Below are 19,406 nucleotides of genomic sequence, written 5' to 3'. Positions count from 1 at the left end.
ATGGCGATCGACAGCGGCAGGCTTACACCTTCACAAGCGGCGCTTTTTACTGACCTGAACCAGCTGCAAAAGCTGAAAACTCAGGCTGGCAATGACCAACAAGCCGCCCTGCAAGGCGTCGCGCAGGAGTTTGAGCAGCTGTTCATGAACATGATGCTCAAAAGCATGCGCCAGGCCAGTGACGTGTTGGCGTCAGACAGCCCGTTCAACTCCGGTGACGTAAAGTTTTATCAGGAGATGTTTGACCAGCAGCTGACGTTGGATCTGTCGAAAAAGGACAGCATCGGGCTGGCCGATATCATCGTCAAACAGCTGAGTCAGCAACACGCGCCTGTCGTGGCACCGGGGCAAGATGAAGAAAAAGGTGACCAGCAGTCAATGACTGAACAGATGCTGTCACGCGCCTTTGGTGGCGGGCCGCTGCCGCAAGCACCGGCTGGAAACTACCGTGCACCATCAGCCAGTGAGTCTGAGCAGGAAGGCAACAGTGATATGGTTCAACCTGTAGCCCAGGAACTGACCGATCAGGACAAGGCCGACTCCGAAACCGCAGCTGTGAAAGAAACTCTGCCGGCCCGATTTGAAACGCCAGCCGAGTTCATTGAGAAGTTGATGCCGCTGGCCGAGCAAGCGGGGAAAGAGTTGGGTGTAAACCCTAATGTGCTGCTGGCGCAGGCTGCGCTTGAAACCGGCTGGGGCAAGTTCATCACCCGTGATGCAACAAGCGGTGAGAGTAGCCGTAACCTGTTCAATATCAAGGCTCACCGCGGCTGGGAAGGTGATACCGCGAAGGTACAAACGCTGGAATACCGTGGCGGTGTACCCGAGAAGGAACAGGCCCGCTTTCGTGCCTATGACAGCTATGCCGATAGCTTCAGCGACTACGTTGATTTTCTGCGCAGCAACCCGCGTTATCAACAGGCGCTGGAACAGGGTGCAGACCCGACCCGCTTTGTACGTGAACTGCACAACGCCGGTTATGCCACCGATCCTGAATATGCCAACAAGATAGAACGTATTTTCAGCGGTGATCTGCTGGCTGGTTTGGGCCGTGGCGCTAAAGAGGGCTGATTGTTGGCCGATAACAACACAGTAAACGGTGAAGGTGCGTGGCACCGCACAAATAACGGAGCAACATCGTAATGTCATATGGCCTGCTATCACTCGGAGTTCAAGGTACACGCGCCGCTCAGTCTGGACTGGGTGTGGTCGGTAATAACATTACGAACCTCAATACACCTGGATATACTCGACAAATTGCCCAGTTCAACAGCCTGGAAGGCGGTGGTGTCGTTCAGGACAATGTTGCTCGGATAGCGGACCAGTACATTACGGCTCGCCTGTGGAGTGACAACTCACGATTTGAGGCTTCCAAGGCATACGAAGAGCTGGCTAGCCAGCTGGACAATCTGTTGGCCAGCGACAGCACCAGCCTGACGGTAAAAATGGATGACTATTTTGCTTCGCTTCAGGCCGCCAACGATGACCCTATTTCGCTTACAAATCGTGAACTTTTTCTGGCAGAGGCGGGTGCTCTTGTGCGCCGTTACCATGACCTTCACGACCGTGTTGCACAGATCAACGAAACAGTTAATACAAGAATACGCGAGCTTACAGAGCAGGTTTCTGTTTCTGCAGGTCAAATAGCCGATTTGAATGACCGCATACGTATCGCTGAAGCTGGTGGCAAAGATGCGTTTGAGCTGAAAGACCAGCGTGATGAGGCTGTTAAAGAGCTTTCGTCTCTGGTGGACATCAAGGTCATCGAACAGTCCAATGGTGAGTTCAGTGTATTTGTAGGCAACGGTCAGCCACTTGTTGTGGGGCAGTCAGCGTATGAATTCGTTGCCCGTGAGAATGAATTCAATCCATCGCGCTACGAGGTTGGGGTGGTGATTGCGGGTAAAGAGAATGTCATTACTGACATGCTGACAGGTGGTGAACTGGGAGGTCTGATTACCTATCGTCGTGAGACCATGGATCGAAGCCTGAACGAACTGGGGCGTTTGGCGATCACCTTCGCCGATACCATGAACGCACAGCATCAAAAAGGTATCGACTACGACGGTGAAATGGGTAGAAGGCTCTATAATGATATCAACTCAGCCGAACTCATGGAGTCGCGCTTTCGGTCACGTATTGACGCTACGGGTGACGTGCGCATCACTGACAGCTCAAAACTGCGGGCAAGTGAATACGAGCTGGTATTTACCGGACAAGATGATTTCCGCCTGACGCGGCTTAGTGATGGTAAAAGCTGGACACAAAACAGCTTCACAGATGCGGGTAGCGCCGCTGATGTCGATGCCGAGAATGAAATCTGGTTTGACCCGGCTAATGGCGAGTTGCGCCTCCAGGTGGATGGTTTCAGGTTGGATGCGAATAGTAACGGCCCCTTCGCGTCCAATGAGAAAATGATGATTAGCCCGGTACGAACCGGTGCAGATGACATAGAACTGAATATACTCGATGGCCGAGACTTGGCACTGGCCTCACCCGTGACCATTTCCGCTTCAACCGGGAATGCGGGGACAGCTACGGCAAACGTCAGCGTCAGTACAATCGATGATATTACAGAGACAGATCCTCGTAATGTCTTTCCCAAGCTACCCCTTACACTTGAGTATGACAGCTCGCTTGTTCCTGCTTGGACGGTTACGGATACAGACGGCAGTACAACAACCTGGGCGGTCACCGTCGATCCTGCACAGCCTGATAGGCTTGAACTAACCGATCAGGCGACAGGCAGAACCATGCTGGAAGTGGGGCTGAGTGGACAGGTACAGGACAATGATACCTTTACTGTTGGCTATAATTTCAGTGCAAATGGCTCAAGTATTGGTATATCCGATAACCGTAACGGCTTGGTGATGTCTGACTTGATGAAGCAGGCAACAACACTTGAAGGCAGTTATCAGGACAGTTATGGCCGGTTGATCGAAAGGGTCGGAACAGATACCAAAGTGGCACAAATGGACCGCAGTGCCTCTGAAGCGGTACTGCGCAACACAATAGCTCAAAGGGAGTCTGTCAGTGGTGTTAGCCTTGATGAGGAAGCGGTCAGGCTGATCCAGTTTCAACAGGCATATCAGGCATCTGCACAGATTATCAGTGCATCACAAACCATCTTTGACGCCCTTATCCAGGCTGTTTGAGAGAGGAGAAAACGATTATGAGACTATCAACCAATCTCTTCTACTCGCAGAATGAAACCAACATCAGCGAAGCCAACTCACGGCTTTACAAGCTGCAGCAACAATTATCTACTGGTAAAAAACTGCAGCAGCCATCCGACGATCCATTGGCGACAACACAGATCATGAAGTTTGATCGTGTTATCGCCCGTACCGAGCAGTTCAGGGAAAACATTTCGGTTTCCGAGCGTCGTCTCAGCTATGAAGAAACGACGGTTGCCTCGGTCGTGACCAGCCTGCAACGTGTTCAGGAAATCGCGATTCGAGGCAACAGTGGTGCCATGTCAGATAATGACCGGCAGATACTTGCTAGTGAGCTGGATGGAATCCTGGATCATGTCAAAGGGCTTCTGAATACTCAGGATGCTCAGGGCGAGTATATGTTTGCTGGCTATCGTGGAGATACCGAGCCTTATGTATTGAATGCGGGCGGTACTGCTTACGAATACCAAGGCGATTCTGGGGAGCGTTTTTTGGATATCGGTGAGAATTCAACGATCCAGTCCACAGACCCGGGAAGCGCAATTTTTGGTGATAGTACGGATAATGTCCTGAACCAGATTCTGGACCTGAAGACGGCTCTGGAATCAGGCACTGACCCCTCTGCAGCCTCTCAGGGCGTCAACGGCTGGTACGAAAACATTGTCAGCCAACAGGCACAGCTTGGCTCCAGGTTGCGTGTACTTGAAGATCAGGAATGGAACCTGACTGATCTTCAAACGTTCACCGAGTCAACACGCTCCCTGTTTGCAGATACAGACTATTATGAAGCCATCAGCCAACTGTCGCTTGAGTCCACTGCACTGCAGGCTGCCTATCAGAGCTTTGGTAAGGTCCAACAGATGAGCTTGTTCAATTATGTTGGATAAATCAGTGCTAAAGCAGGCAGACACGGAGACGCTGATTGAAACAGCCCTTGAGTGTGGGCGTCAGCAGGCGAGTATACTTGCTCATGCCGAGGCGTTAACGGATGAACAAATCGAAGAACTGATTGAAATAGAGAAAATCAGAGACTTCAGTATCCGTCTTATCGACTGGGCTGATGTTAAGCAATTTGAGAGTCGCCTCCATGTGCTGCAAAAACTTGATAATGATAATCAGGCTTTGTTGACTGCAAAGAGAAAAGCACTACAACAAGATATTGAACTACTTAAGAAACGGCGCAATGTTGCCGGTGAGTACATGAACTTCCGGTGAGCTTGCTTTAGATGATACAAATTAATACAGGTGTGCCCTATGGACGTTAACAACAGTGTTGCGGTAAATAGCGGGGTCCAAAAACTGACAGGCATGGATGGTAATGCCCAAACAGAAAAGGTCAGGCAAACCGGTAGTGCGGAGCAGAACCCTGAATCTCCACGGTATACCGTCGAACCTACTGAAAAAGCTGACCCCAAAGCGGTACAGGATGCTGTCGAAAAGCTAAGTGAGTTTGTAGAAACCGTCAGTAATCGGGGGCTTCAGATATCCATCGACCAAGATTTATCACAGGTTGTTCTGAAAGTCGTCAATAAAGACAATGAAGAAACAATCCGGCAAATTCCCACAGAAGAAGTACTTGAGCTTATGAAGCGCATGAAAGACTTGTCTGAAGAGTTTTTTGGGGATGCAACCGGTTTACTGGTCGAGAGCAAGGTATAAGGACGCATGTTTTGAGCCATAACGAGATGCTCACCAACCAGCTTGGAGAACAGTATCTTTACGCCGTGAACAGGGACATGTTTCAACGAGAAAGTGCCTGGGAGCGTATAGAGCGTGAGTTTGGAAAGCTACTGGCGCGTGAAGATTCACTGATCATCTTTGTTGGCTCTGACTCGGGCAATATTATCCGTTACATATTGGATCGCGGGTTGCCGGCCGGTACACGTTATATCTTTCTTGAACCATCGGAAATCCTGAATCAGGTAGTAACAACAGTCGACCTGAGTTTGGCTGAGGATCGGATATCCCTCGTGGACTCAGAGCAGTTTGTAGAGGCGTCACAAAACGCCGGTATTGTTAATTACCTGTATGTGGATGGTGTATTCCTCAAGCGTTCTCTTTCGGCAGAATATGGGTTTGTAGGTCAATACCGGTCTGAGTACTGGGATGCCAGTAGCTACATTAATGAGCTGCGCTGGAATAGCCTTGTTTCTCTTGGACAGGATGCCTTTGTACAACGTCAATTGCAGAATTGCGCGGATAATGAGAATCCTATTTCAGACATCAAGGGCTGCTTGAAAGGCAGAACTGTTATCATACTGGGTGGTGGTCCCAGTTTGGATGAGCATCTGGACTGGATAGAGTCACATCGCGAGCAATTGGTTGTCTTTGCTGTTTCTCGAATTGCTGGACGGTTAATGCAGGTGGGTCTTGAGCCCGATTTTGTGTTTTCAGTAGATCCGCACGATATCAGCTATCAAGTCAGCAAGGATATGCTGAAACTGGGTCCTGGAACTGTTTTTATTAACCAGTATCACGTTAGCCCCAGGCTGCTGTCACAATGGCCTCATCGCAAATATTTCATGGGACCGTTGCTGCCGTGGGAGTCTGAACTGAACCCCAAGTGCCTCTTTAACGGGAGTGGGCCCACCGTAACGAACTCGGCTATTGCCGCTGCTGCATGGCTTGGAAGTCAACATATTCTGCTTGCAGGCGTTGATTTGTGCTTTACGCCGGAAGGTTACACTCACGCGAAAGGTAGCAGGGAAAGAGCCGCGGGGCCAAAAACGGATCTCTCCAGTCTGGTACTTGAGACAAATGGAGGACAGCAGGCCTGTACTACTCCTGATTTTGCTTCAGCGGCACGTAACATCGCTCAGCAGGCAAAAACATTAATGGAGAAAGGGGTTCGGGTGGTTAACATATCATCTGGTGCCGCTCGTATAGAGGGTGTTCAATTTCAATCACCAACTGAACTAGAACTCAATCTATCACTGCTGGTGGACAGACTACATCTGCCGCAGCCCAAGCAGGGGAATAAAAGGCAATGGTTACGATCACTTGAACAGGATTTGAGTGAAGCTCAAAACAAGATCGTTGAAGTTTTGGTCTTGTTGGATAGAGCACAGGAGCACCACAACGATATGTATGAGGGGGAATACATCAACCCTCAGCGCAAGCTACAGTTGGAAGGGCTGGACAAGAAACTGTCAGAAGAGCATCCAGAGCTGTTCAAAATGGTTAAAACGCTCTCGGTGCGTGCACTTTTGCGAATGGCACAGACGTTTACCGATGATGATGAGCTCCGGCTTGAGCAAATTAAACAGCGCTTGGAAACGTATTACACAGCCCTGGAAGAAGGTGCGAAACGGTTACAACAGTATATTGAGGCTGGCCTGGAATCTGTGCGTATACGCCTGCGTGAACAATCGTTGCTCAATGAATCGATTGAGGAGCAACAGGCACTGGCACTTAAATGGATTGAGCGAAATGAGCCAGGGCGTGCGTTTTGTCTTGTGCCTGCAGGTAAAGGGGAAGATCCTTTTGTAAAGGCACGGCAAGCTTATGAAGAGGAATTACACAGGGACTCGCTTCTGGCTTTGGCTCAACAAAGTCAGGCCAGCAATCTTCATGCGCTACCGGCCAGGGTACAGTATCTTAAGGATAAAAAAGACATTGAAACCTTGCAGCTCTTGTATGAGTCACTGAGTGCGACGGAAGGTGCAATAGACTACCTTCCACTGATTGCTGCAACCCTTTACCAAATGGAAGACAAGCCAGAAGCAGCTCTGGCTGAATTAATTCCAGTCATGGACCTGCCGGGATCACCGATAATAGAGCAGGCTCTGGCTATGATGGTCGGCCTGTGTAGTGAGCTTGGTTACCATCAAGCAGTCATGGATGCGATGGCGGGGCTGGCGAGTATCAATGCGTTCTATCTTGGTCTCTACTCTGATGCATTGATGGCCAATGGTCAGGCTTCCGATGCAGTTGAACACCTCACTGAGTATTTGCACTATTTTCCTGGGGACAGGCAAGCTCTGGCAAAACTCAAGCGGTGGTATAAAGAACTGGATAACAAGGAGGGAGTTCGCCTGGTCGAAACCCTGTTGGACCTACAAAGCTCGGATCAGTCCTGAGTTTTGCCCCCGTGCTGATGATTCAGCTCTGGGGGCGCGGTTAAATTATTCTTGATGATTATGATATTCTGCAGGGATTTGATCCCATGCGTCCTTGATCGGGAAAATCAAATCGCGTGCTTTTTTCAACTCTTCTACATCGTTCTTGTCAGTAGCAACCAGCAGCCGCTCACGTACGTAACGGTAAAGTGATTGAAGATTTTCGGCCAGTTCGCCTCCTTTCTCCAAATCGAGTCCTTCTTCGAGCCCACCGATAATAGCCAGGGCTTTGGATATAGCTGTACCCTTGGCGTTCATATTCTGATTTTCGAGCGCAGTGATTGCCTGATCAATACGAACCAGATAAGTGTCGAACAGCATCTGAATCAGTTTATGTGGTGATGCGCTGTCAGCGCCCACTGATTTATAGGTGTTAATTCCATTCATATTAGACCCTATACCTTATCTGGACTTTTGAGGTGCAAAACCGGGCAATGCAGCAAGCTGCCCCGCCAAATAATTCCCGGTGTTATTATATTGAGCAACGAGCGTATCCATTGTGATAAACTGGTTCAGCATACGTGTTTCAAGAGTCTGTAAACGATCCTCAAGGTCCAAGCGCTCGTCTTCGACTTTTTTGAGTGACTGGTTCAGACTGTTTGTTCTGCTATCAAAGATACCGCCGAGCTCAAGCGATTGTTTTAGAGTACTCTCCAACTGCCCTGCTATACCATCTGCAGAGCTCAATAGATTGCTGAGGGCCTCAGGGCGGGCGCTCAAAACCTCATCGAATTTGTCACCATCGATAGACATCTTGCCGTATTGGTCGATTTCCATTCCGATACTGAAGAGTGAACCGTAAGGGTTGCTGGAGTCATTGGTACGCAATATATTACGAACCTCGCTCATGATCTGCCTTGCGCTGAAGTCACCCTGAAGAGCACCACCGGATTCACTCTCCGCATTATAGCTAGTCAGGCGGTCATAAGTATCGGCCAGTTTATTGTAGGCATTCACAAAAGCTTGCACGCTTTCTCGAGTAGCATCCTTATCGACATCCAGAGACAGTCCGACAGCTGTAGTGGTTTCAGCTTTCAGGTCCAGCGTCACACCTGGAATAACATCACTGATACTGTTGCTGCTGCGCGTGGCAAGCATGCCATCGACACGAATCTGTGCATCGTCGGCCGCTACCAGTTGGTTCATGCCGCCACTGCCAACACCACCGGCATCATAGCTGTATGACAGTTGTGAAAGCCCGGGCTCTGCACCTTCGGTAACGTCAATGCTGATCTGGTTATCAGTACCGCTGTTTTTGGCGGTTAGTACCAGACGTGCCTCAGTCCCACCTGCACCATCATCAACATTCACGATTGTGGCCGTCACGCTGCTGTTATCCGCTGCGTTGTTGATTGCATCACGGATACCGGCCAGCGAGTTGTTGTCGGTGTCAATGTTGACATCGAAGCTATTGGCTCCACTGCCGATCGTCATTGTACCTGTGCCAACACTGTCGCTGGCTGAGCTGAAACCGGCTGAGCTAAGTTTCTGAGCCTTGGCAAGGTTAAGAACCTCTACGGCATAATTACCGGCAGACGCACTACTGGAGGCTGAAGCGGTGAACATTGCTTCATCAGACGAAGTTGCGTTGACTTTCAACAGGTCGTCAGCATCGGCCAGTTTGGCAGCAGCATCTTTAAAACTGCTCAAGCTGCTTTTAAGTGTCCCAAGCGCCGACAGTTCTGTTTGGTAGTTTGATTCGCGGCGGTTTAGGGCGTTGTTTTTGGCTTCGCCTTCTGCCTGTACCAACTGAGATACAAGGCCTTTGATATCAAGGCCACTGCCAATACCACTAAGTGAAATTGCCATAATCAACCTCCGTATAAAATAAAAAGCGCCCGTACGCTGACTTCAGTATACAGGCACTTGTTCAACTCTGTCAGGCCGGATGCTCTGGTTTAACCCAGCAGACTCAATACGGACTGAGGTGCCTGGTTGGCCTGTGCCAACATCGAGGTGCCAGCCTGTTGCAGAATCTGGGAGCGGCTCAGGTTGGCAGTCTCTACTGCAAAGTCGGCATCCACGATGCGTGACCGAGCGGCACTCTGGTTCTCGATCGCGTTTGACAAGTTGTCGATGGTGGCGCTAAAGCGGTTCTGGATGGCACCCAGCTCAGAGCGTTTGGTGTCGATCATGGCAATGGCATTATCGATTTCTTCAATTGCAGTCAGGGCATTGCCTGCTGAACCGATACTGATTGTCCCGCTTGCCAGAACTGCAGACATGCCTGTAGAGCCTGCTATGGCGCCAATTGTGATACTAATCTGGTTGTCAGCAGCAGTGCTGTAACCAACCTGAAACACAGCATTGGCGATACTACCATTGAGCACTTTTTTACCGTTGTAATCGGTGTTCTTAATGATGCGATCGAGTTCTTCCCGTAAAGAGTTGAACTCAGTTGCCAGTTTGTCTTTATCACCACCACTCAAACCACCATCGTTAGCCGCCTGTACTGACAGGTCACGCATACGCTGCAGGGTATCAGTGATGGTCTGCATGGAGCCTTCCGCAACCTGAGCAACGGAGATGCCGTCGTTGGCGTTGCGCTGTGCTACAGTCATGCCCCGGATCTGTGAGGTCATGCGGTTGGAAATTGCCAGGCCCGCAGCATCGTCCTTTGCGCTGTTGACACGCAAACCAGAAGACAGGCGCTCCATGGCAGTCTGCAGCGAACTGTTGGTACGCGACAGGCTGTTCTGCGCGTTGAGTGACATAATGTTGGTATTAACTACACTGGCCATGACGGTCTCCTTCAGACGATCATTCGTACTTTAAATCGTGGGCTGATTGCCTTGTACAGAGGTTAGCGGCAGCAAAAAGTAAAGCTTGAGTGGTTTTGCGTCATCACTTGGCACACACCTAAAAAAATACCCGCCAACCGAAGGGGTGGGCGGGTATCTGTGCTGAGGTGTTTGAGCTTGGTATCCCGAGCGAATTAACCCAGCAGGCTCAATACGGACTGAGGAGCCTGGTTGGCCTGCGCCAACATTGAGGTACCGGCCTGCTGCAGAATCTGGGAACGGCTCAGGTTGGCAGTTTCAACCGCAAAGTCGGCATCCACGATGCGTGAACGCGCAGCACTCTGGTTCTCAATCGCGTTTGACAGGTTGTCGATGGTGGCACTAAAGCGGTTCTGAACAGCACCCAGTTCAGAACGTTTGGTGTCGATTGTAGCAATGGCCGCATCGATGGCATTGATTGCTTCGAGTGCGTCACCGCCGGAGCCAATGCTGATTGCATTCGCCAAAACGCTTGTTACACCGGCAGCACTTGCTATTGAACCAATGGTAACACTGATCTGGTTGTCAGCTGCAGTACTGTAGCCCACCTGGAAAACAGCACCACTGATCTCACCATTGAGGACTTTTTTGCCATTGTAGTCAGTGTTTTTGATAATACGGTCTATCTCTTCCTTGAGTGAGTTAAACTCGGTAGAAAGCTTGTTTTTATCACTGTTACTCAAACCGCCATCGTTAGCCGCCTGTACTGACAGGTCACGCATGCGCTGCAGGGTATCAGTGATGGTCTGCATGGAGCCTTCCGCAACCTGAGCAACGGAGATGCCGTCGTTGGCGTTGCGCTGTGCTACGGTCATACCACGGATCTGTGAGGTCATGCGGTTGGAAATTGCCAAGCCCGCAGCATCGTCCTTGGCGCTGTTGACACGCAGACCAGAAGACAGGCGCTCCATGGCAGTCTGCAGTGAACTGTTGGTACGCGACAGGCTGTTCTGCGCGTTGAGTGACATAATATTGGTATTAACTACACTAGCCATGACGGTCTCCTTCAGACGATCATTCGTACTTTAAATCCTAGGCTGATTGCCTTGTATACAAGTTAGCGGCAGCAGAAAGTAAAGCTTGAGAAATTTTCGTTATTGCCTGGCACACAGCTTAAAAAATACCCGCCGACCGACAGGGTGAGCGGGTATCTGTGCTGAGGTGTTTAAGCTTGGTATTCCGAGCGAATTAACCCAGCAAGCTCAATACAGACTGAGGTGCCTGGTTGGCCTGTGCCAACATTGAGGTACCGGCCTGCTGCAGAATCTGGGAACGGCTCAGGTTGGCAGTCTCTACCGCAAAGTCAGCATCCACAATGCGTGAACGCGCAGCACTCTGGTTCTCGATCGCGTTTGACAGGTTGTCGATAGTGGCACTGAAGCGGTTTTGAATGGCACCCAGTTCAGAGCGTTTGGTATCAATGGTAGCGATTGCCGCATCAATAGCATTAATAGTTGCAAGAACAGCAGAGGTGCTGCCGGATATTTTATAAGTGCCAGAGTTTAGGGCGCTTGCAACTCCGGATGCGGTAGCGAGACTACCAATAGTGACACTGATCTGATTGTCTGATGCCGTACTGTAACCCACTTGAAACACTGCAGCATCGATATCACCATTGAGTACTTTTTTACCATTGTAATCTGTGTTGTCAACAATACGGCCAATTTCCTCCCTCAGTGACTGGAACTCGGTGTTCAGCTTCGCTTTATCACCATCGCTTAACCCACCATCGTTAGCCGCCTGTACTGACAGGTCACGCATGCGCTGCAGGGTGTCGGTGATGGTTTGCATGGAGCCTTCCGCAACCTGAGCAACGGAGATGCCATCGTTGGCGTTGCGCTGTGCCACGGTCATACCGCGAATCTGTGAGGTCATGCGGTTGGAGATTGCCAAGCCCGCAGCATCGTCCTTGGCGCTGTTGACACGCAAACCAGAAGACAGGCGCTCCATGGCAGTCTGCAGTGAGCTGTTGGTACGCGACAGGCTGTTCTGCGCGTTGAGTGACATAATGTTGGTATTAACTACACTGGCCATGACGGTCTCCTTCAGACGATCATTCGTACTTTAAATCGTGGGCTGATAGCCTTGTACAGAAGTTAGCGGCAGCAAAAAGTAAAGCTTGAGAGATTTTCGTTATCGCCCGGCACACAGCTAAAAAAATACCCGCCAACCGAAAGGGTGAGCGGGTATCAGTGCTGAGGTGTTTAAGCTTGGTATCCGAGTGAATTAACCCAGCAAGCTCAATACGGACTGAGGTGCCTGGTTGGCCTGTGCCAACATTGAGGTACCGGCCTGCTGCAGAATCTGGGAGCGGCTCAGGTTGGCAGTCTCTACCGCAAAGTCGGCATCCACGATACGTGAACGCGCAGCACTCTGGTTCTCAATCGCGTTTGACAGGTTGTCGATGGTGGCGCTAAAGCGGTTCTGAATCGCACCCAAGTCAGAGCGGGCTGTATCAATCTTCTGTATTGCGATATCAATATTGTTGATAACACTGTGAATATTAGAAGCACTTTGACCCGCGCTGATTGCAGTGCCTGCAGCCATGATTGTATCCAAACCTGAAACGTCGGACAGGTTTGCAACGGAAATAGTGATCTGATTATCAGCCGCAGTGCTGTAGCCAACCTGAAACGTACCGCCGGCGGACAAAGAGCCCTGAAGCACTTTTTTACCATTGAAATCAGTATTACCGATAATTCGACCGATCTCTTCTTTTAACTGAGCGAACTCGGTATTCAGTTTGTCCTTGTCACCGTCACTCAGACCACCGGAGTTGGCTGCCTGCACTGAGAGGTCACGCATACGCTGCAAGGTATCGGTGATGGTCTGCATGGAACCTTCCGCAACCTGAGCAACGGAGATGCCGTCGTTGGCGTTGCGCTGTGCTACGGTCATACCACGGATCTGTGAGGTCATGCGGTTGGAGATTGCCAGGCCCGCAGCATCGTCCTTGGCGCTGTTAACACGCAGGCCAGAAGACAGACGTTCCATGGCAGTTTGCAGTGAGCTGTTGGTACGCGACAGGCTGTTCTGCGCGTTGAGGGACATGATGTTAGTGTTGACTACACTGGCCATGAAGGTCTCCTTCTAGACGATCACTTGAGCTTAAATTGTTAGCGGCATGATGCCTCCATGAACCTGTTAGCGGCCGCCCCCAAGGGTTCTTTAGCCATAAAACAACATTTTTTTGATTTGCAAGCCTGTTGCGATGTCAGTTGCTTTGTTGTCGCGAAAGAAACTCTGCGAATACCAAGTCTTCCGCCGTATCGATATCAACTGAGTTGGTTCTATCCATAAGAAGAGCATAGGTAGGGGGAACAAAAAAATTATGATGATCGATTAATGCCTGTTTATTAATCAAGTAAACGGCGCCGTTGAGGCGGTAGTAGGTTGGCAAGTCTTGACTGCGTTTGTTAATCAGTTCGGTGGACAGGAACTGATCCATATTTCCATCGTGTGGCAAGGTGTTGGCCCAAAGAGGTGTGTGATCCATTGCGCAAACGGAAACAATGCTTGTGGCACTTGTTTCCTCCATGCGTTGTACTGCTGACTGTATATTTTGGGCGGTTCTGAGAGGTGACGTAGGTTGCAGCAATACTACTCGTTGGGCACTGTAGCCCTTCGATTCAAGTTGCTGAAGAGCATTCAGTACCGCGTCAACAGTGGTTGCTGTGTCGCTTGCGAGCTCAAGGGGCCGCTTGATGGCCATAACGTCCTGCTGCCGGGCAAGTTCCAGCACGGCTGGATCATCGGAAGTCACCAGAGTTAAATCAACGACTCCGGACTCTTTCGCAGCATCCAGTGACCATTGAATCAACGGTTTACCGGCCAGTGGCAACATGTTTTTGCCTGGCAGTCGTTTACTGCCGGCACGTGCCGGGATAATGGCTACGATATCAAGCTGTTGCGTCATGTCATCAGACCCGCTAATACATCTGCCACTTCATCTTGTGCGCGACGAAAGTCTTCCATGCGACCTATATCCAGCCAATACTCATGAATGGGAAACATACTGACATGTTGGCTTTGGTCGATTGCTTGCTGTAACAGGGTGGGCATATCGATTCTGGTACCAGGCGTTACACTTCTGACAAGCTCGGGTGAAAGCAAATAGATGCCAGCGTTAATGAAAAAGTGCTGGGTTGGTTTTTCGGTGATAGAGGTGATGCAGCTGCCATTACTCTCAATGACGCCATAAGGTACCTGGTGTTCATACTCGCGCACGCACATGGTTGCGATAGCCTGGCTCTGCTCATGGAAATCAAGCAACTTGCGATAATCAAGCCGAGTTAACAGGTCGCCATTCATCAAGAACATAGGCCGGTCGATTTCTTGCTGAGGCAGCAAGCCCAGTGCTCCGGCAGTTCCCAGCGGGCTTTCCTCATGAATGTATTCAATGCTTACGCCCCAGTTGCGCCCATCACCAAAGTGGTTGCGAATTACATCCGGCATATAGTGTGTAGAGATGAAAAAGCGGTAAAAGCCGGCATCTATAAAATTCTGCAAAATGAGCTCAAGAATAGGCTTGCCGCCTACTTTTAGCATGGGCTTGGGGCAGTTATGAGTAAGTGGACGCAGTCGCGTACCGAACCCTCCGGCCATCAGGAAAATCGGGTTATCAAGCTGGCGCTTGTCCAGAAGACGTTGCAACGTCTCAAGGCCAATGACTCTGCCTGAGTGACCAACGATAGGGAGGTGTAAAAGGTGTTGCTGTTCCATAAGCGCGAGCAATCGAGAGCGACTCCATTCGGAACTGGCACTTCGCGGTTGATCGTTCATGACTTGATGGATCGCAGTTTCAAGCCCCATATGCTTCAACAGAGCGCGGCGAACATCGCCATCTGTTACTGTGCCCAATAAGTGTTGTTCTGCGTCAGTGACGAGCAGAATGCCCTGAGCAGAGCTGTCCATCTGTTGAATTGCCTGCTGAAGCGTTGCATTCGGTTGGATAAGGGTGTCTTGCCAGCGTTTCATAGGCTTACCTTAAATTGAGATCACAGTGGTTCAACAGTTTTGTTGCCCCTTGGTCGATTAAAGATCGTAAAACCTTTTTTTGAGAATATTTTCAAGAGGGGTGTTAGTCAGGTGCGTAATAATAGATTCACACGCATTTCCTTGACCGTAAGGGTTTTCAACCGTTTGCAGCATTTGTTGGAACCTGGGGGAATACATATGTCTTATGGCATCAAGAATTTCATGTTTGGACGGTAGGCAATCAATTACACTACTTGCCTTTAATCGTCCCTCTTGGCGGTCGCCAATGTTGATGGTACCGATATTGAATGATGGAGCTTCCGCCAAGCCGCTGGAGGAATTGCCCACAACGCCATCGACCTGGGCCAAGCAAGAGAGGTATCGCAGCTGACCGAGGGATGTAAATACCTTGGCGCGTGGGTTCTTTTCCACAAACTGCTGTACCAGTGTTCCCAGTTCCCGACCACCGGTATCGGCGTTAGGCATGGTGAAGATCAGGGTAGTATCCTGCAGTTCAGCTAATGCAGCCAGTAGCTCCCGCATCTGTATAACAGAGCTGGCATCACCTTCGAGTGTCACCGGGTGAAAGGTGATCAACAGGTTTTTTTTGCCAAGAGAAAAATCAAGTGAGCGTTCCAGTTCTTCCCGGTTCAACAGCTTGATACGCTTGATGGCATCAATGCCCATTCCACCCACATTGAATACCCGGTCCGGGTGTTCACCTAACTGAATAACACGCCTGCGATATTCATCAGCTGCTACAAAGTGAAGGTGGGACATTTTAGTAATGGAATGGCGGATGGCTTCGTCAAATGCGCCTTCCGTAGTCTCGCCACCATGCAGGTGTGCAATGGGGATGCCGGCAATCATGGCAGCTGAAGTGGCGGCAAAAATTTCAAACCGGTCACCCAATACGACTAGCATATCGGGTGCCAGGCGTTCATAAGCATCCGCAAAGCCGATCAGGCAGAGTCCCATGGATTTGGTGATGGCGGTGTTGGTGTCTGAGCTAAGCAGCATTTCCACCTTGGCATCGATTTTAAAGCCTGCTTCTTCGATTTCCCGGTAGGTGGAGCCAAACTCCGGTGACAAATGCATCCCTGTTGCAACAACTTGAAGTGTTAATTCTGGATGATTGTTGATAGCTTCCATCAGCCAGCGTAGCAAACCAAATTCAGCACGGGTGCCGGTAACAACACAGATTTTGCGACTCATAGCTCGATCAACTCGTCTTCGTTGAAATCCCTGCTCGCAGTACGGCCAATAACATCATCCCAATGCATGGGAGAAACCCCTGTTCCCGGACGTTTTGCCATGAGATTTTCTTCGCTGAACGCTTCGCCGGCTTTGATTGGACGGGCTGCAACGATGGATTTGCGGGCGATCGGTTTGTTCTTCAATTCACTCGGACTGGGGCGTTTGATGCCATCACCCAGTGCCTTTTCAATATTCCGTATGCCCTGCACCATGGCCGTGAGTTCACCTGGCTCCAGACTGGCTCGGTGATCCGGTCCGGGAAGGTTACGATCCAGCGTGAAGTGTTTTTCAATCACTGTCGCACCCAGCGCAACAGCTGCGATAGGTACTTCGATACCAGGCGTGTGATCCGAATAACCCACGCTTACGCCAAAAGCCTTACCAATATTGACCATTGCAAGGAGGTTTACATCTTCCATGGGTGTCGGATACTCAGTGGTGCAATGCAGAACTGTGATCTTGTTCCTGGGGGTACCCGCTTGCTCTACTACGTTTATTGCTGCTTCGATCTCCCCCAGGTTAGCCATGCCCGTCGAGAGCAAGACCTGATGCCCATGCCGGGTAAGGTAACGCAGATAAGGAAGATTGGTTAACTCGCCAGAAGGCACTTTAACAATATCTAACCCACCTAGCTCATCCAGAAGGTCTATGCTGTTTTTATCAAAGGCGGTGGTGAAAAAGCCTATACCCTGCTTCTTACACTCATCGATCAACTCAAGGTGGTTGTCTCGTGTCAGCTCTAATTTACGTACCATCTCCTGCTGTGACTCTTGCGGGTCGGTTGCACCCTTTTGATACTCTGCCTTGGGTGCATGGCGCGAGATAATATTAGTGGCAATAAATGTCTGGAACTTTACTAAATCAGCGCCGGTGTCTGCCGCAGCTGCAACCAGTTCTTTCGCTAGCCCCATGTCACCGTTATGGTTAACGCCTGCTTCTGCGATAATAAGTGTCTTCATTTAACCCTCTTTGCGGGCACACCCACATACACGGCATTTGGGGCGCAATCGTTGGTCACTACTGCACCAGAGCCAACGACTGTGTTGTCACCAACTTTAAGCTTCTTGGTTAGATTGCCCTGATTAATTACGGCACCAGCACCTATCCAGCAGCCATCCTGTAAATATACATTTCCTGATATATTTGCACCTGGCGCTACATGAACAAAACTCCCCACCACACAGTCGTGCGCAATAGTGGTGTTCTGATTGAATATGCAAAAATCACCCACGGATATGCCACTGGTAAAACGTGCACCCGCCGCAACGACTGTGCCCATACAGCTTTCAAGTACTTCCCGTTGTGCCGTGCCAAACGTGGCACTTGGATGAATCAGGTTAGTGAACCTGAGCTGATCCCTAAAACGTCTGGCAACGGCTTTACGAATACTGCCTTCACCTATTCCAATGACATATGGCATCTCGGTGTACTGCCCTATGTCCTGCTCCAGTATTATCTGAGCAGAGAAGTTCCAGGCACCCAGCTCGCTTTCATCCCGCGCCACATAGACTGGCTCAAGCCCGAGAGCCCAAGCGATGTCACCTGTCTCGCGAGCCATACCTGATGTACCAAAGATGCCTATCCTGTTCACGGTGGCCACTTGATCACAACACTACTTGTCAAATTGACGACTCGTGCCCCAAACCACTCGGCGGTGCTATGGTCGCCGCGACGGCAATCATGATGCATGTTTGGGTGGTTCATCAGAGTCCCGGTTGGACGCATCATACCTCCTTGTTGACTTGTTGTTTTCAGCAACGCACTCCTGTGGGCCTCATTTTCACAAAAAATCGCGTTCAGCCAGTAATTTAAACGACAATCCTTTGGCTCGTTTATCAATGCCACGTGTGTTCTGGATGGTACAATTTGAAATGCCGAAGCCGACACGCACTTGGCTTCGAGAGGGGCTTCAAGTTGCTCCAGTTGTGAACCGATAAATCTGAGCGTTCTCAACGCGCCAAAGGTGTCGGCGTGACGGCCTTTGTATAGCCTGCCCAAAGATTCAACGGTATCTGCCATCGGCGTTATGTGGCAATCACGGGTGCCATGTATCAAGTCAACCCTTCCAACAAGCTGCCGAGCGGCTGTATCAGACATTGTAAATGCCGGCTTTATATTGACGCAGGTTTTTAGGTCGGGTGAACCACTCGATGGTTTCCGTGAGGCCCGAACGCAAGTCAAAAGCAGGTGTAAAGCCTGTCAGGCCATGCAGCTTCTTGTTACAGCCCCAGAGTCTGAATACTTCGGACTTGCCGGGTCGTAAACGTTGTTCATCCGTAATGAACTGTACATCGCTACCCATGAGTTCTCGGATGAGCTCCAAGGTGTCCCGGATGGAGACTTCGTAGTTTGAGGCGATATTAACCGTTTCGCCAATTGCCTCTGGAGCTGCAGCCAGTGCCAAAAAGCCTGCGCAAGTGTCTGTGACGTAGTTGAAGTCTCGTGTCGGACTCAGGTCGCCCAATTGGATCTCTTTCATCCCGGATGCTATCTGGCTGATGATTGTGGGAATAACGGCGCGTGCAGATTGGCGAGGGCCATAGGTGTTGAAAGGGCGTGCGATGGTCAATGGAAGGCCAAAAGCGTTGTGGAAGCTCATGGCCATTGCATCAGCGCCGATTTTGGATGCGCTATAGGGTGACTGAGGTTGCAACGGGTGATTTTCATCGATAGGCACGTACTGCGCGGTACCGTATACCTCACTTGTTGAGGTATGAATGATCCGCTCAACACCGTTATCGAGAGCTGCCTGACATATATTCAACGTACCGTTGACATTGGTTTCCATGTAACTTTGCGGAGCCAGGTAGGAGTAGGGGATTGCGATTAAGGCGGCCAAATGAAACACAACATCAGTGTCTTTTGTGATGTGTTTGCAGTAGTGCGGATCACGAATATCGCCGTTCAATACCTCTATATCGTTCAGGCAATCAATATTTTCCAACCAGCCCCAATGGTTGAAGGAGTTGTACTGTGACAATGCTTTGACATTGTAGCCTTCTCGGACGAGGAGCTCAGTCAGGTGTGAGCCGATAAATCCATCTGCACCAGTAACCAGTGCTGTTCTTGCCTGTGTCATGCTTGCTCCTGGGCTTTCA

19 protein-coding genes are annotated in these 19,406 nt (G+C 50.2%); 6 read left to right on the top strand and 13 right to left on the bottom strand.

From position 1 onward, the window contains the following. The 6 genes from flgJ to BLV48_RS02445 all read left to right on the top strand — a co-directional run bounded on the left by flgJ (position 1) and on the right by BLV48_RS02445 (position 7,255). On the top strand, positions 1-1,071 hold the full coding sequence (gene flgJ, locus BLV48_RS02470) for a flagellar assembly peptidoglycan hydrolase FlgJ (protein ID WP_091822539.1): 1,071 nt from the start codon (positions 1-3) through the stop codon (positions 1,069-1,071). Between the two features lie 71 nt (positions 1,072-1,142). After that, the gene (gene flgK / locus BLV48_RS02465) at positions 1,143-3,155 is read left to right on the top strand and encodes a flagellar hook-associated protein FlgK (protein ID WP_091822536.1); all 2,013 of its coding nucleotides are present in this window, start codon (positions 1,143-1,145) and stop codon (positions 3,153-3,155) included. A 17-nt stretch (positions 3,156-3,172) separates the two neighbouring features. Beyond that, entirely contained in the window at positions 3,173-4,063 is an 891-nt protein-coding gene (gene flgL, locus BLV48_RS02460) for a flagellar hook-associated protein FlgL (protein ID WP_091822532.1), read from the top strand. Continuing rightward, positions 4,053-4,391: a hypothetical protein gene (locus tag BLV48_RS02455; protein ID WP_091822529.1), complete on the top strand. Its 339-nt coding sequence runs from the start codon at positions 4,053-4,055 to the stop codon at positions 4,389-4,391. Before flgL ends, BLV48_RS02455 begins: the two co-directional genes overlap by 11 nt. Before the next feature lie 39 nt (positions 4,392-4,430). Further along, a complete protein-coding gene (locus BLV48_RS02450) occupies positions 4,431-4,835 on the top strand; it encodes a flagellar protein FlaG (RefSeq protein ID WP_091822523.1) in 405 nt (134 codons plus the stop codon). 11 nt (positions 4,836-4,846) lie between these two features. After that, entirely contained in the window at positions 4,847-7,255 is a 2,409-nt protein-coding gene (locus BLV48_RS02445; protein WP_139253871.1) for a motility associated factor glycosyltransferase family protein, read from the top strand. 45 nt (positions 7,256-7,300) lie between these two features. On the opposite strand, the gene fliS is transcribed toward BLV48_RS02445, so the two are convergent. The 13 genes from fliS to BLV48_RS02380 all read right to left on the bottom strand — a co-directional run bounded on the left by fliS (position 7,301) and on the right by BLV48_RS02380 (position 19,387). Continuing rightward, positions 7,301-7,681: a flagellar export chaperone FliS gene (gene fliS, locus BLV48_RS02440; RefSeq protein ID WP_091822517.1), complete on the bottom strand. Its 381-nt coding sequence runs from the start codon at positions 7,679-7,681 to the stop codon at positions 7,301-7,303. 15 nt (positions 7,682-7,696) lie between these two features. Continuing rightward, positions 7,697-9,103: a flagellar filament capping protein FliD gene (gene fliD, locus BLV48_RS02435; protein ID WP_091822515.1), complete on the bottom strand. Its 1,407-nt coding sequence runs from the start codon at positions 9,101-9,103 to the stop codon at positions 7,697-7,699. Between the two features lie 89 nt (positions 9,104-9,192). Further along, entirely contained in the window at positions 9,193-10,035 is an 843-nt protein-coding gene (locus BLV48_RS02430) for a flagellin N-terminal helical domain-containing protein (protein ID WP_091822513.1), read from the bottom strand. 194 nt (positions 10,036-10,229) lie between these two features. After that, positions 10,230-11,069 (bottom strand): flagellin N-terminal helical domain-containing protein, encoded by an 840-nt coding sequence (locus BLV48_RS02425; protein WP_091822510.1) that lies wholly within the window; start codon positions 11,067-11,069, stop codon positions 10,230-10,232. Between the two features lie 193 nt (positions 11,070-11,262). Continuing rightward, positions 11,263-12,108 carry a flagellin N-terminal helical domain-containing protein gene (locus BLV48_RS02420; RefSeq protein WP_091822507.1) on the bottom strand — a complete coding sequence of 282 codons (846 nt, stop codon included), beginning with the start codon at positions 12,106-12,108 and terminating at the stop codon, positions 11,263-11,265. Positions 12,109-12,300: 192 nt separating this feature from the next. Then, the gene (locus tag BLV48_RS02415; RefSeq protein ID WP_091822504.1) at positions 12,301-13,152 is read right to left on the bottom strand and encodes a flagellin N-terminal helical domain-containing protein; all 852 of its coding nucleotides are present in this window, start codon (positions 13,150-13,152) and stop codon (positions 12,301-12,303) included. A gap of 136 nt (positions 13,153-13,288) precedes the next feature. Beyond that, a complete protein-coding gene (locus BLV48_RS02410; RefSeq protein ID WP_091822501.1) occupies positions 13,289-13,990 on the bottom strand; it encodes an acylneuraminate cytidylyltransferase family protein in 702 nt (233 codons plus the stop codon). Continuing rightward, positions 13,987-15,051: a nucleotidyltransferase family protein gene (locus BLV48_RS02405; RefSeq protein WP_091822499.1), complete on the bottom strand. Its 1,065-nt coding sequence runs from the start codon at positions 15,049-15,051 to the stop codon at positions 13,987-13,989. The genes BLV48_RS02410 and BLV48_RS02405 overlap by 4 nt, the downstream gene beginning before the upstream one ends. A gap of 57 nt (positions 15,052-15,108) precedes the next feature. Next, entirely contained in the window at positions 15,109-16,266 is a 1,158-nt protein-coding gene (neuC, locus tag BLV48_RS02400; RefSeq protein ID WP_091822496.1) for a UDP-N-acetylglucosamine 2-epimerase, read from the bottom strand. After that, complete coding sequence (gene neuB / locus BLV48_RS02395) at positions 16,263-17,267, bottom strand: N-acetylneuraminate synthase (RefSeq protein ID WP_091822493.1); 1,005 nt, start codon at positions 17,265-17,267, stop codon at positions 16,263-16,265. Before neuB ends, neuC begins: the two co-directional genes overlap by 4 nt. Continuing rightward, a complete protein-coding gene (locus BLV48_RS02390; protein ID WP_091822490.1) occupies positions 17,264-17,899 on the bottom strand; it encodes an LbetaH domain-containing protein in 636 nt (211 codons plus the stop codon). The genes neuB and BLV48_RS02390 overlap by 4 nt, the downstream gene beginning before the upstream one ends. After that, complete coding sequence (locus BLV48_RS02385) at positions 17,896-18,405, bottom strand: hypothetical protein (RefSeq protein WP_091822487.1); 510 nt, start codon at positions 18,403-18,405, stop codon at positions 17,896-17,898. The genes BLV48_RS02390 and BLV48_RS02385 overlap by 4 nt, the downstream gene beginning before the upstream one ends. After that, positions 18,398-19,387, bottom strand: coding sequence for an NAD-dependent 4,6-dehydratase LegB (locus BLV48_RS02380; protein WP_091822484.1), 990 nt, complete (start codon positions 19,385-19,387; stop codon positions 18,398-18,400). The genes BLV48_RS02385 and BLV48_RS02380 overlap by 8 nt, the downstream gene beginning before the upstream one ends. Positions 19,388-19,406: the final 19 nt, after the last annotated feature.

Origin of the sequence: Marinobacterium iners DSM 11526 (assembly GCF_900107855.1) — a bacterium.
Lineage (GTDB): Bacteria > Pseudomonadota > Gammaproteobacteria > Pseudomonadales > Balneatricaceae > Marinobacterium > Marinobacterium iners.
This window is presented reverse-complemented; position numbering and strand designations above follow the sequence as displayed.